Here is a 12,831-nt window from a genome sequence, read left to right as displayed (position 1 = left end):
GAATGCACTTCCATTATGGATTTCCCAATCGCTGATCATGCGCTAACGTTCCATCATTGCGACAGGAGGAAAAACCATGGCAAAGATGCGCGCTGTCGATGCAGCGGTTCTGGTTCTGGAGCGGGAGGGCATCTCGAATGCCTTCGGCGTTCCCGGAGCTGCGATCAACCCATTCTATTCCGCGCTGAAGGCGCGGGGGTCGGTTCGTCATATCCTGGCGCGCCATGTCGAAGGCGCCTCCCACATGGCAGAGGGGTATACGCGCGCCGGGCACGGCAACATCGGCGTTTGCATCGGCACCTCCGGCCCGGCCGGGACCGACATGATCACGGGGCTCTATTCTGCCTCGGCAGATTCCATCCCGATCCTTTGCATCACGGGCCAGGCGCCGCGGGCCAAGCTCGACAAGGAGGATTTCCAGGCTGTCGACATCACGTCGATCGCCAAGCCGGTGACCAAATGGGCGGTCACTGTCATGGAGCCGGCACTGGTTCCATATGTCTTCCAGAAAGCATTTCACGTCATGCGGTCGGGTCGGCCGGGTCCGGTTCTCGTCGACCTGCCACTCGATGTGCAATTGGCCGAAATCGAGTTCGACATCGACACATATGAGCCGTTGAAGCCGTACCGGCCGGAAGCGACGCGCTCGCAGGTCGAAAAGGCGCTTGCCATGCTGAACGCGGCAGAGCGGCCCCTGATCGTCGCCGGCGGCGGCATCATCAACGCCGACGCGTCAGATCTTCTGACGGAGTTCGCCGAAATCGCCGGCGTTCCGGTCGTCCCGACGCTGATGGGCTGGGGCACCATCCCCGACGACCATCCGTTGATGGCCGGCATGTGCGGCCTCCAGACGTCGCACCGCTATGGCAATGCTTCGCTGTTGGCGTCCGATTTCGTGCTTGGAATCGGCAATCGCTGGGCGAACCGGCATACGGGCAATGTCGAGACCTATTGCAAGGGCCGAAAGTTCGTCCACGTCGACATCGAGCCGACACAGATCGGCCGGGTCTTTGCGCCTGATTACGGTATCGTCTCGGATGCCGGTGCTGCGCTCAAGCTCTTTCTCGATGTCGCCACAGAATGGCGCGCGGCTGGCAAGTTGAGGGATTGGTCCGGTTGGGCCGACGCATGCGGCGAGCGCAAGCGGACCATGCTCCGCCGGACCAACTTCGATGCGAGCCCGATGAAGCCGCAGCGTGTCTATGAGGAGATGAACAGGGCCTTCGGCCGCGACACCTGCTACGTCACGACGATCGGAAACAGCCAGATCGCGGGCGCACAATTTCTGCATGTCTATCGCCCGCGCAACTGGATCAACTGCGGGCAGGCCGGACCGCTCGGCTGGACGTTGCCGGCAGCGCTCGGTGTGCGCGCCGCCGATCCGAAGCGCACCATCGTCGCGCTTTCGGGCGATTATGATTTCCAGTTCATGGTCGAGGAGCTTGCCGTCGGAGCGCAGCACAAGCTGCCTTACATCCATGTCGTCGTGAACAATGCCTATCTTGGCCTGATCCGTCAGGCGCAGCGCGGACTCAACATGGATTTCGAGGTCAGCCTGGCTTTCGACAACGTCAACGCAACCGCTGATGCCGAGGCCGGGTATGGCGTGGACCACGTTGCGGTCGCCCAGGCGCTTGGCTGCAAGGCGATCCGGGTGAAGAAGCCGGAGGAGTGCCGCGCCGCTTTTGAAACGGCGCGCGACCTGATGGCAGAGCACCAGGTGCCGGTCGTGGTCGAATTCATCCTGGAAAGGGTGACCAACATCGCGATGGGCGCCGACATCGACGCGATCAACGAGTTCGAGGCATTGGCGGAAACGCCTGCCGATGCGCCGACGGCGCTTGCCACGCACTGAGCGTGCGCGCAAACATGAGAAACGGAGGACCGACCATGCCGAAATTCGCGGCAAACCTTTCCATGCTCTTCACCGAAGTGCCGTTCCTGGAACGATTTGGACGGGCGGCGCACGCCGGGTTCGATCTCGTCGAATGTCAGTTCCCCTATGCCGAAACTCCCGAGGCGATCGCTGCGCAGTTGCGCAAGCATGGGCTTACCATGGTCCTGCACAACCTGCCGGCGGGCGACTGGGAGGGTGGCGAGCGTGGCATCGCAATTCTGCCCGACCGTATGGAGGAATTCCGCCGTGGCGTGCGTGAAGCGATCGGTTACGCGATGGCGCTTGGCGTCGGACAGTTGAACTGTCTCGCCGGTGTCCAGCCAGAGGATATTTCGCATCAGACCCTGCGAAAGACATTTCTCGACAATCTGCGCTTTGCGGCCGAGGCGCTCGGCGAAGAAGGCATCCGGCTTTTGATCGAGCCGGTGAACCGCCGCGACATCCCCGGCTTCTTCCTCGATACGGTGGAGGATGCGGTTGCGCTGATCGAGGAAACCGGCAGCAGCAACATCGCCGTCCAGTACGATCTCTATCACCAGCAGCGCACGCGCGGCGAACTTCTCGGCACCTATCGGATGAACGCTGAGCGGATCGGTCACATACAACTTGCCGACAATCCGGGTCGAAACGAACCCGGTACGGGAGAGATCAATTTCGACCACGTCTTCTCGGCGCTGGACGAAGCCGGCTATGACGGCGTCATCGGCTGCGAATACAAGCCGCGGGGCGTGACGGAAGACGGCCTTGGCTGGCTGCCACAACTGAAGATGGCTGCACGCCGCGTCGGCTGAACGACCATCCAGATCGGCATTTCATGCATTTCTTTGCTTGCGTCGGCGGACAACCTGCCGCCCGACGAGCATCCTCGTCAATCAAGGAGACAGGCTCAATGGCACATACGGGCTTCATCGGTCTTGGCATCATGGGCACGCCCATGGCGTTGCACCTGCAAAAGGCAGGGCATTACCTCTATACAAATCGCTTCATCAACCAGCCGGCGAAGGCGCTGACGGATGGCGGGCTGAAGGTGCTCGACAACCCAAAGGCTGTCGCCGAAGCTGCCGACATCATCTTCCTCATGCTTCCTGACACGCCCGATGTGGAAGCCGTTCTGTTCGGTGAAGGCGGATTGGTCGAGGGACTTTCCCCCGGCAAGCTGGTCGTCGACATGAGCTCTATCGCGCCGATCGAAACGCGCCAGTTCGCCGAAAAGGTGCGCGCGGCGGGCTGCGACTATCTCGATGCTCCCGTGTCCGGCGGCGAGGTCGGTGCCAGGAACGCAACGCTGACGATCATGGTCGGCGGCAACGAGGCATCCTTCGAGCGAGTTCGCCCGATGTTCGAGCTGATGGGCAAGAACGTCACGCTCGTCGGTGATGTCGGTGACGGACAGGTGACCAAGGTCGCCAACCAGATCATCGTCGGCCTCACGATCGAGGCGGTGTCGGAGGCCCTTGTCTTCGCATCGAAGGCGGGTGCCGACCCCGGCCGGGTGCGCGAAGCATTGATGGGCGGCTTCGCGTCATCCAAGATCCTCGAGGTCCATGGTGAGCGGATGATCAACCGGACCTTCGATCCCGGTTTCCGCATCTCGTTGCACCAGAAGGATCTAAACCTGGCGCTGCAGGGCGCCCGCCAACTCGGCGTCGCTCTCCCCAATACGGCGGCAACACAGTCTCTGTTCTCTGCCTGCGCGGCCAACGGCGACAGCGATCTCGACCATTCGGCGCTGGTGACGGCGCTGGAGCGGATGGCCAACCATCCCGTGGCATGAGACGCCGGTTCGCCGATCAGGCTTGGCCGGTGATCTCGTCGGCGATCAGTTCGATAAGTTCGCGGCCAAGAGGCCCAGGGCGACGATCACCGGGCCAGACCGCGCCGACGGTTCGCGACGGATGCAATTGCGCATCGACGCAGCGAAGTTTCCTGACGAGACCGGTAGCGACCTCTTCCCTGAAGAAGCCATCGGTCGAAAAGCACCAGCCGATCCCGTGGCGGATCAGCAGCCGGATATGCTCCAGATCGTTCGACGTCCAGACATCGGAGCTGAACAGCCGTCCGGTACGCTCCATGTCGAGGCTGTGCGAGCCGATGTAGTAAATCTGACGATGACCCTGGAAATCGCTGACCGACAATGGTTGGGGTTTGGCGGCGAGTGGATGGGTGACGGCAGCGACCGGGTTGAGCACGACCTGATGAAACGAGCGCGCCTCCATGCCAAGCGGGATCGCCGTCATGAGGGCAACGCTCAGATCGAACCCGCCGGTTCGCAGATCGTCCCAAAGGCTGTTGAGCGAACTTGTGAACAGTTGCAGGCGAACCCGTTCGTGCCGTTCGGCAAAGCGCTGCAAGGCGCGGTGAAGCGGCATCGAGGGGAATAGCACGTCGACGGCGATACGGATGCGCGTTTCCTGTCCGCGTTCCAACGAGGCGGCATGCGATTTGAACCGGCGTGCATCCTCGACCACCGATTTGGCCTCTGCGAAAAGTGCGCGTCCCCGTGGCGTGAGCTCCGACTGACGTGGGCCACGTTCCAGAAGAGGAAAGCCGCAATAGGCTTCCAGCTGGCTCATGGAATAGCTGATCGACGATACGGCGCGGTTCAACTGGCGCGCGGCAGCCGAGAATCCGCCCGTTTCGGCAACGGCGACAAACGTCGCGAGATGATCGACCAGATTTGGGTGCATTCGAAACTTTCGAACAATTCATCCGAGTTTTTCCATATTATCAGAACGCCACCCTGCTGCTAGCCTCCACTCGTCCAATATCCGTGTGGAGGCGGCTTGGACGGCTGGCTTTTGGGAGGAGGCAAGCGATGAACGCCAAGGATGCAATCCGTCTGAAAATCGCTGGCTTGCGGCTGTGATGGGCGCGCCGACAAACGGCGACCGTTCGCCGGTTCTCGTTTGCGACAATGTCAGCCGCTGGTTCGGCGGCCTGCACGCGCTCAAGCATGTGAACATTTCGGTCGCGAAAGGCGAGGTCTTCGGACTGGTCGGCCCCAACGGTTCCGGCAAGACGACGCTGGTCAACGCGATCACCGGGTTCTATCCGCCCCAGGAAGGCAAGATCCTCTTCGAAGGCCGTCAGATCAATGGCCTAAAGCCCTATCGCATCGCTGAGACCGGCATTGCCCGGACGTTCCAGAACGTCGCGCTGTTCAAGGGCATGAGTGTTCTCGACAACATCCTGATGGGGCGGCACATCTACATGAAGCCGAACCCGCTCGCCTCGCTGTTCTACTGGTGGTGGGCGAAGAAGGAAGAGATCGCCCATCGCAAGAAGGTCGAGGCGGTGATCGACCTTCTTCAGTTGGAAAGCGTGCGCGACGAGCATGTCGACGTCATCCCGCTCGGCCTGCAGAAGCGGGTGGAACTGGCGCGGGCGCTTTCGGCGGAGCCTCGGCTGCTCGTTCTCGACGAGCCCATGGCCGGGATGAACCAGGAAGAGAAGGAGTACATGGTGCGCTTCATCCTGGACGCCCAGGAAGCGCTCGGTCTGACGGTCCTTATCATCGAGCACCACATGGATGTCGTGACCGCGATCTGCGACCGCATCCTGGTGCTCAATAACGGGTCGATGATCGCCGAGGGACCGCCGCGCGAAGCGATCGCCGATCCGCAGGTCGTCGAAGCCTATATCGGGAAGCAGCGCGATGCAGCTTGAGACGAAACGGGCAGGCGCCGCGGCGCAATCAGCCGAGACGCTGCATCCCAACTGGAAGCGTGAAGACCATCTGATTGCGGTGTTGGCGAAGAATGCCCGCGAGCACGGCAGCGAAGTGGCAATGCGCGAGCGCGACCACGGGATCTGGCAGGAATACGACTGGAAGACCTATCACGATACGGTCGTTGCATTCGCCGCCGGCCTCGACGCACGGGGTATCGGCGCGGACGACATCGTCACGGTCATCGGCGACAACCGACCCAACCTCTATTTCGCCATGCTCGGCGCGATCTGTCTCAAGGCCATTCCTTCGCCGGCATATCCCGACACGCCGCCCGAGGAACTGCTGGGGCAGTTGAAGCGCGAGGCCGTCCGTGTTGCTGTCGCCGAGGATCAGGAGCAGGTCGACAAGCTGCTCGACCTCAAAGAGGACTATGCCGGGCTCGAATTGATCATCTACGACGATTCCCGCGGACTGGCAGGCAAGGAGCCCGAAGGGGTTGTCGCCTTCGACGCGATCGTCGCCGAGGGCAAGGCGCGGATCGACACCGAACCGGATCTTGCGGCCGATCTGATCTCGCGCGCCAGCATTCACGACACCGCGATCCTGCTCCATTCGTCAGGGACGACCGGGGTGCCGAAGGGTATCCCGCTCAAACACGGGCATATCCTGTCCGGTGTGCGAAACGCTGCGGCCGCGGGATATTTCCGCAATGGCGAAGTCCACATGGCCTATCTGCCGATCGCCTGGGTCGGCGACTTCATATTCTCGGTTGGGGCGGCGCTGGAACTCCGGTTCACAGTCAATATCCCTGAAGGGCAGGAAACGGCGCTTCACGATCTGCGCGAGATCGCACCGACGCTCTACTTTTCCTCGCCGCGGGCCTGGTCCAGCATGTTGACGCGAATTCAGGTGGGCGTGGCCGAATCGACCCGTTTCAAGCGGTGGCTTTACGAGCGTTTCATGCCGTTTGCGGTCGAGCTGGAACGTGCGCGGCTTGCCGGCCACAAGCCAAGCCTCGGCGAGCGCTTGCGGCATCGCGTCGGCGATATTCTGATCTACGGGCCGATCCGAGATCAGCTCGGGCTTGCGCGGGTCGAGCGACCGTATACGGCCGGGGAGGCGATCGGCGAGGATATCTTCCTGTTCTTCCGGGCGCTTGGGCTCAATCTGCGCCAGTTCTACGGCCAGACGGAGAATTGCGCGCTGGCCGTCGCGCAGGCGCCTGACGACATATCGCTTTCGACAGTCGGTCGCGCTTTTCCGGGCGTCGAAGTAAAGATCGACGAGAACGGTGAGATCCTGGTGCGGGGAGACAACGTCTTCGACGGCTATCACGACAATCCGCAGGCCACGGCCGAGGCGCTGCGGGACGGCTGGCTGCACACGGGTGATGCGGGCTATCTCGACGGCAATGGCGAAATCGTCGTGCTCGGCCGTGTTTCCGAGGTCGTCCATACAAAAGATGGCACCCGCTATATCCCCACCTATGTCGAAAACCGGCTGAAATTCAGCCAGTTCGTCAAGGATGTCTGCGTGGTTGGGAAAGACCGGCCGCATCTGGCGGCAATCGTCTGCATCGATATCGATGCGGTCGGACAGTGGGCGCAGGAGAATGGTGTCGCCTACACGTCCTACGCCGATCTGTCGCAAAACAAGGCGGTCTACGATCTGATCGAAGGGCTTGTCGCCAAGCTCAACGCGCAATTGCCTGAAGGGATCGCGATCCGCCGCTTCGTCGACCTTCACAAGGAGTTCGACCCCGACGATGGCGAGGTGACGCGCACGCGCAAGCTCAAGCGCGACGTCATCGACGATCGCTACGGCGCAATCATCGATGCTCTCTACTCACGCGATGACGAGATCGAATTCGAGGCCCGCATAACCTATGAGACCGGACAGACCGGCGTCTTGAAGCGCCGGCTGGCCATTCGCGACGTCGCCGACGGGAAGGCGTGAGACCATGGCCTATTTTCTTGAACTCGTGATCAACGGCGCGCTGACCGGTCTGATGTATTCGTTGGCCGCGCTCGGCTTCGTCCTGATCTACAAATCGGCTGGCGTTCCGAACCTGGCGCAGGGCGCCATCGTCATGCTGGCCGGCTATGTGGTCTGGCTGATCGCCTCGTTCGGGATACCAGTCTACCTCGCCATCGTGCTGGGGGCGGTGGTGATGTTCGGATTCGGGCTTCTCACCGAGCGCATCCTGCTGAGACGCATGGTCGGACAGCCGATCATCATGATCGTCATGCTGACGCTGGGGCTGGAAATCTTCCTGCGCGGGTTCGGGCCCGGCATGCTCGGTGCAGCACCCAAATCGCTGGATCTCGGCATCGGACTGGCGCCGATCATCATCGGCGACATCTTCATCAATCGCGCCTACCTCGTGGGCGGAACGGTTGCCGTTCTGCTGATCGGCGCCTCATTGTTGTTCTTCCGCACCCGTCTCGGCACGAAGCTTCGTGCGGTTTCCGACGATCATGTCTCCAGCTGGGCGGTCGGTATTTCGGTGGAGCGTGCGATCGGTATCTCGTGGGGTCTTGCCGGTATCGCCGCGGTCGCCGCCGGCACTCTGTGGGGTTCGGTTCAAGGGGTGGACTGGACACTCTCGACCTTGCTGTTCCCTGCCGTCGCGGTGGTGATCCTCGGGGGTATCGATTCCATCTGGGGCGTCCTGGTAGGGGGGCTGCTTGTCGGTATCCTCGGCAGCGTCATACCTGGATACCTCGATTCCATCGTCGGTGGCGGCACGCGCGACGTCGTCACCTCCCTGATCATCCTTTTGACGATGATGATCCGCCCCTACGGCATCTTCGGCCGCGAAGACATCGAGAGGATCTGACGGCGATGTTCTACAGACTGGCTGGCGTTCATCATACGCGCTACGAGACGGCTCGGGCCCTCTGGCCGATCCCCGCCGATCGCAAGCAGGTGATCGTCGCGGGGTTGATTGCGCTCGTCGCGCCATTCTTCCTGTCGACGCTTTATCTCGGCAGCTACATGCTTCCCTGGTTGATCTGGAGTTCGGCAGCACTGTCGCTGACGTTGCTCATGGGCATGGCCGGTCAGCTGCATTTCGGTTTCGCCTCCGTCATGGCGATCGGTGCCTATACGTCGATCCATCTGGCGCGTCTCGGCATACCGTTCGAACTGGCCCTCATCGGCGCGGGTGCGATGTCAGCCGTCATCGGCACGGTGTTCGGTGCCGCGGCGTTGCGGGTCAAAGGGCTCTATCTCGTCATCGCTACGCTGGCGATGCAGTATCTCGTCGACTGGGTGATCATCAACGTGCCGGCGATCTCCGGCGGTGCCCAGGCCACGCTTCGTACTCCGGAAGTGTCGTTTCTCCTGTTCCCCATCGAAAGCCTCACCTCGCGATATTATCTCGCGCTTGGCTGGGCCGCGCTGCTCGCGGTTTTCCTGATGAACGTCAAACGCACCAGTTTCGGCCGGGCGTTGACGGCGATCCGGGACAAGGATTTCGCCGCTGCCGTGATCGGCGTCGATCCTTTTCGCTACAAGCTCATGGCGTTCTTCACCTCGTCCTTCATGGGCGGTGTGACGGGGGCAATGCTGGCATTCTGCTTCTACCGCGCCGTGACGCCGGAGCAGTTCAGCTTCAACGTGTCGATCCAACTCGTCGCCATGGTGCTGGTCGGCGGGCTCGGCAGCGTCATCGGTGGGTTCCTCGGAGCGGCCTTCGTCCTCTTGATCCCCATCGTGCTGACGAATTTCGTCGCTGGTCTGGCGGCCTCTGGCTGGTTGGCGATTTCGTCGAACCTCCTGGCCCATGTTCCCCTGATGATCTACGGCGCGCTGATCATCGGATTCCTGCTTCTCGAGCCGCTGGGGCTGGCGAAGATCTATGACAATACCCGCAAATATTTCCTGGTCTGGCCGTTCCGCCATTCCAGAAGCTGACGTGCGTTCGGAGGAGAAACCATGAATGGAGGAATTGGCATGAGAAAGTTCAAAAGGGGATTGCTCGCCGTCGGCCTTCTGGCCGGAGTGGCTTTCAGTGGGGTGGCCCATGCGCAAGACAACGAGCCGATCAAGTTCGGCCTGCTTCAGGATTTCACCGCCGTCTACACCTTCGTCAGCGGCGAGTACAATCAGGGCCAGCAGGATTATCTGACGCTGATCAACGAGGAAGGCGGCGTCGACGGCCATATGGTCGAAGCCATCGTGCGCGACACCGGCAACGAACCGCAGCGCGGCATCGAAGCCTACAACCGTGCACGTGAGGAGGGGGCCATTCTCGTTGACTTTCTGTCGACTCCGGTGTCCCGCGCGCTCGTTGATCGTGTCCTTTCCGATGAGATCGTGATGATCACCGCTCTCCACGGACGAGGGGATGCCTCAGCCGGGGAAACCTTCCCCTATATCTTCCCGATGATGGCGACCTACTGGTCGCAGGCGACCGTGCTTGCCCAGTATATCAAGGACAATGAAGGCGGTCTGGAGGGCAAAAAGATTGCCCTCGTGCATATCGATTCACCGTTCGGCCGCGAACCAGTGCCGGTGCTGGAGGACCTCGCCGAGAAGGAAGGCTTCGAACTTTCAACCTTTCCCTATCCAAGCCCCGGCAACGAGCAGTCGGCCGTATGGTCCGAGGTGCGTCGCTTCCGGCCTGACCACGTCATGATCTGGGGCGCGGGCGGTGGACAGCCTGTCTCGGTGCGCGAGGCGATCCGTAACGGGATTCCCGCCGATCAGATCTATTCGGTCGTGTGGCTCGCCGAAACGGATGTCGAAAATGTCGGCGCCGACGTGATGACGGGCGTCAAGCGCTTTGAGGCAGTCTCGACGGGCACCGATAACCCGATCCTCGAACGGATCCAGGAAACGGTGATCGACGCCGATCTCGGCGCCGGCGAGGCCGACAATGTCGGTACGACCTACTACAACATCGGCGTTGCCACGATGGCGGTCGCGGTCGAGGCTGCGCGGCTTGCGTTGGAAACCGAAGGCGCGCCGCTGACCGGGCCGAAGCTCAAGGCCGGCTTCGAGATGATCAAAGACTTCAACGCCGAGCGGCTCATGCCGCCGGTCACGATCACGGCTGCCGACCACCAGGGCGGCGGTGCCGGCCGCGTTTCGCAGTGGAACGGAGAGGCCTGGGAGCCGGTGGGCGAATGGGGCGCAGCCTATCAGGACGTCGTTCAAATGGAGATCGACGCTGGCGCGAAAGCCTTCGCGGAGGGCAACTGACGCCATGGTCGCGCTCGCCCTTTCGAATGTCGAAGTCGTCTACGACAAGGTGTTCCTTGCCATCAAGGGCGTGTCGCTCGAAGTCGGGGAGGGCGACATGGTCGCCCTTCTCGGAGCCAACGGCGCAGGCAAATCAACGACGCTGAAAACGATCAGCGGATTGCTCGGACCGGAGCGTGGCGTCGTTACGCGTGGCACGGTGAGCTTTGACGGCCGTGACATCCTGCCGCTCGGCGCTCCGGATCGGGTTGGCATGGGGCTGGTCCACGTCCTGGAGGGTCGCCGCATTTTCGAGCATCTCACCCCGGACGAGAATCTGACCGCAGCGTTTGCGAGCGGTGGCAGCGCGGCCCGCCTCGCAGAACTCAAGGAGCGGGTCTACACCTACTTCCCGCGGCTGAAGGAGCGCATGCGCTCGAAGGCCGGCTACCTCTCGGGCGGCGAGCAACAGATGCTCGCCATCGGTCGCGCACTGATCACCGAACCGAGGCTGATCATGCTGGACGAGCCGTCCCTCGGCCTTTCTCCGATCTTGGTCCAGGAGATTTTCGCGATCATCCGCGAGATCAACGAGAAGGAAGGCGTCAGCGTGCTGCTTGTCGAGCAGAACGCGACGGCCGCGCTGGAGATCGTGCGGCACGCCTATCTGATCGAGAATGGTCATGTCGTCATGAGCGGCGCGGCCGACGTGCTAAGGCAGAACCCGGACGTGCAGGAGTTCTACCTCGGCGGCGCCGGCAAGGTGAACTACCACGAGGTCAAGCACTACCGCAGGCGTAAGCGCTGGCTCGCCTGAGCGCGGCGACCGACGAACGAAGGTTTTCCATGTCCGACCTATATGACGAACGCGACAGCGCAGCGCCCGGTATTCGCGACGCGCAGAACATCGCCAGACTGCGGTCCCTGATCGAGGCGGCGAAGACGAGCCAACCGTTCTGGGCCGAGCGCCTGGCTGATATCGATCCGGCTACGATCGACTCGCTGGACGCGCTTGCCGGTCTGCCGCCGATGCGCAAATCCGAATTGCCGGCGTTACAAAGGGCCCATCCGCCATTCGGGGGTCTCAATGCATCTGCTGTCGGCGATCTTGCAAGGCTCTTCATGTCGCCGGGCCCGATTTTCGAACCGGAAGGGCGGGGCGACGACTGGTGGGGCGCGGCACGCGCGCTTCATGCGGCGGGTGTGCGCGGCGGCGACATCGTCCTCAACACATTCTCCTATCATCTGACACCGGCGGGCGCGATGTTCGAAAGCGGGGCGCAGGCGCTCGGCGCCGCCGTCATTCCGGCGGGACCTGGCAACACCGCCGATCAGATCGCGATGATCGAGCAGTTTCGGCCCTCTGCCTATGTCGGCACACCGGATTTTCTGAAGATCCTGTTGGACAAGGCGGCCGAGTCGAAGGCCGACGCCTCCTCGATCCGGCGTGCCCTAGTGTCCGGAGCTGCGCTGCCACCGTCGCTCGCAGGCGAATTCGAGCGGCGCGGGGTGATCGTGCGGCAATGTTACGGGACGGCGGACCTCGGCATCGTCGCCTATGAGACCGGGGCGGCGGGCATGGTCGTGAACGAAGACGTCATACTGGAGATCGTGCGTGCGGGAACGGGGCAGCCTGTGGCGGCGGGTGAGGTGGGCGAGGTACTGGTCACGCGCCTTAACCGCGACTATCCGCTCTTTCGGTTCGCCACGGGCGACCTTTCCTGTTTCGTGGACAGTGATGACCCGTCGGACAGACGGACCAATCGGCGGATAAAGGGATGGCTCGGCCGCGCCGATCAGACGACCAAGGTCAAAGGCATGTTCGTCCGGCCGGAACAGATCGCGGCTGTCGCGCAGAGCGTCGATGGGGCGGGGCGGCTGAGGCTGGTCGTTCGCCGCGAAGGCGAGCAGGACGTGATGGTGCTGCGCGTCGAGCACGGCGACCCCACCATCGGGGCCGCTCTTTCTGAGACGCTGACGACAGTGACGCGGCTGAAGGGCGAGGTTGAGATTGTTCCTATCGGCAGCCTGCCGAACGACGGCAAGGTCATTGCCGATGAGCGTCGGTACGACTGAC

At 62.2% G+C, this 12,831-nt stretch carries 11 protein-coding genes; 10 read left to right on the top strand and 1 reads right to left on the bottom strand.

Annotated elements, in window-relative coordinates; translation table 11 throughout:
• Positions 1 to 76 precede the first annotated feature (76 nt).
• The 3 genes from gcl (at position 77) to CN673_RS16030 (ending at position 3,671) form a co-directional block, all read left to right on the top strand.
• Positions 77 to 1,855 (top strand): glyoxylate carboligase, encoded by a 1,779-nt coding sequence (gene gcl, locus CN673_RS16040; RefSeq protein WP_099867381.1) that lies wholly within the window; start codon positions 77 to 79, stop codon positions 1,853 to 1,855.
• Between the two features lie 35 nt (positions 1,856 to 1,890).
• A complete protein-coding gene (gene hyi, locus CN673_RS16035) occupies positions 1,891 to 2,688 on the top strand; it encodes a hydroxypyruvate isomerase (RefSeq protein WP_099867380.1) in 798 nt (265 codons plus the stop codon).
• 98 nt (positions 2,689 to 2,786) lie between these two features.
• Entirely contained in the window at positions 2,787 to 3,671 is an 885-nt protein-coding gene (locus CN673_RS16030) for a 2-hydroxy-3-oxopropionate reductase (protein ID WP_099867379.1), read from the top strand.
• A 16-nt stretch (positions 3,672 to 3,687) separates the two neighbouring features.
• On the opposite strand, the gene CN673_RS16025 is transcribed toward CN673_RS16030, so the two are convergent.
• Positions 3,688 to 4,584, bottom strand: coding sequence for a LysR family transcriptional regulator (locus CN673_RS16025; protein ID WP_099867378.1), 897 nt, complete (start codon positions 4,582 to 4,584; stop codon positions 3,688 to 3,690).
• Between the two features lie 178 nt (positions 4,585 to 4,762).
• Between CN673_RS16025 and CN673_RS16020 the strand changes: the two genes are divergently transcribed.
• Genes CN673_RS16020 through CN673_RS15990 form a run of 7 tightly spaced genes read left to right on the top strand, consistent with a single transcriptional unit; the run spans position 4,763 to position 12,830 of the window.
• Positions 4,763 to 5,563 (top strand): ABC transporter ATP-binding protein, encoded by an 801-nt coding sequence (locus tag CN673_RS16020; protein ID WP_099867377.1) that lies wholly within the window; start codon positions 4,763 to 4,765, stop codon positions 5,561 to 5,563.
• The gene (locus tag CN673_RS16015) at positions 5,553 to 7,523 is read left to right on the top strand and encodes an AMP-dependent synthetase/ligase (RefSeq protein ID WP_099867376.1); all 1,971 of its coding nucleotides are present in this window, start codon (positions 5,553 to 5,555) and stop codon (positions 7,521 to 7,523) included. The genes CN673_RS16020 and CN673_RS16015 overlap by 11 nt, the downstream gene beginning before the upstream one ends.
• Before the next feature lie 4 nt (positions 7,524 to 7,527).
• Positions 7,528 to 8,406: a branched-chain amino acid ABC transporter permease gene (locus tag CN673_RS16010; protein WP_099867375.1), complete on the top strand. Its 879-nt coding sequence runs from the start codon at positions 7,528 to 7,530 to the stop codon at positions 8,404 to 8,406.
• A 5-nt stretch (positions 8,407 to 8,411) separates the two neighbouring features.
• Positions 8,412 to 9,485 (top strand): branched-chain amino acid ABC transporter permease, encoded by a 1,074-nt coding sequence (locus CN673_RS16005; protein ID WP_099867374.1) that lies wholly within the window; start codon positions 8,412 to 8,414, stop codon positions 9,483 to 9,485.
• Positions 9,486 to 9,524: 39 nt separating this feature from the next.
• Positions 9,525 to 10,775: an ABC transporter substrate-binding protein gene (locus CN673_RS16000; RefSeq protein WP_099867373.1), complete on the top strand. Its 1,251-nt coding sequence runs from the start codon at positions 9,525 to 9,527 to the stop codon at positions 10,773 to 10,775.
• 4 nt (positions 10,776 to 10,779) lie between these two features.
• Positions 10,780 to 11,571: an ABC transporter ATP-binding protein gene (locus CN673_RS15995; protein ID WP_099867372.1), complete on the top strand. Its 792-nt coding sequence runs from the start codon at positions 10,780 to 10,782 to the stop codon at positions 11,569 to 11,571.
• 29 nt (positions 11,572 to 11,600) lie between these two features.
• Complete coding sequence (locus CN673_RS15990) at positions 11,601 to 12,830, top strand: phenylacetate--CoA ligase family protein (RefSeq protein ID WP_099867371.1); 1,230 nt, start codon at positions 11,601 to 11,603, stop codon at positions 12,828 to 12,830.
• The last annotated feature ends 1 nt before the right edge of the window (position 12,831 follow it).

The sequence above is a fragment of the Neopararhizobium haloflavum genome (assembly GCF_002750855.1).
Classification (GTDB): domain Bacteria; phylum Pseudomonadota; class Alphaproteobacteria; order Rhizobiales; family Rhizobiaceae; genus Georhizobium; species Georhizobium haloflavum.
This window is presented reverse-complemented; position numbering and strand designations above follow the sequence as displayed.

Bases quoted from the DNA above. Each gene is read 5' to 3' on its own strand.
- gcl (WP_099867381.1), top strand. From the start codon at position 77: ATGGCAAAGATGCGCGCTGTCGATGCAGCGGTTCTGGTTCTGGAGCGG.
- hyi (WP_099867380.1), top strand. From the start codon at position 1,891: ATGCCGAAATTCGCGGCAAACCTTTCCATGCTCTTCACCGAAGTGCCG.
- CN673_RS16030 (WP_099867379.1), top strand. From the start codon at position 2,787: ATGGCACATACGGGCTTCATCGGTCTTGGCATCATGGGCACGCCCATG.
- CN673_RS16025 (WP_099867378.1), bottom strand. From the start codon at position 4,584: ATGCACCCAAATCTGGTCGATCATCTCGCGACGTTTGTCGCCGTTGCC.
- CN673_RS16020 (WP_099867377.1), top strand. From the start codon at position 4,763: ATGGGCGCGCCGACAAACGGCGACCGTTCGCCGGTTCTCGTTTGCGAC.
- CN673_RS16015 (WP_099867376.1), top strand. From the start codon at position 5,553: ATGCAGCTTGAGACGAAACGGGCAGGCGCCGCGGCGCAATCAGCCGAG.
- CN673_RS16010 (WP_099867375.1), top strand. From the start codon at position 7,528: ATGGCCTATTTTCTTGAACTCGTGATCAACGGCGCGCTGACCGGTCTG.
- CN673_RS16005 (WP_099867374.1), top strand. From the start codon at position 8,412: ATGTTCTACAGACTGGCTGGCGTTCATCATACGCGCTACGAGACGGCT.
- CN673_RS16000 (WP_099867373.1), top strand. From the start codon at position 9,525: ATGAGAAAGTTCAAAAGGGGATTGCTCGCCGTCGGCCTTCTGGCCGGA.
- CN673_RS15995 (WP_099867372.1), top strand. From the start codon at position 10,780: ATGGTCGCGCTCGCCCTTTCGAATGTCGAAGTCGTCTACGACAAGGTG.
- CN673_RS15990 (WP_099867371.1), top strand. From the start codon at position 11,601: ATGTCCGACCTATATGACGAACGCGACAGCGCAGCGCCCGGTATTCGC.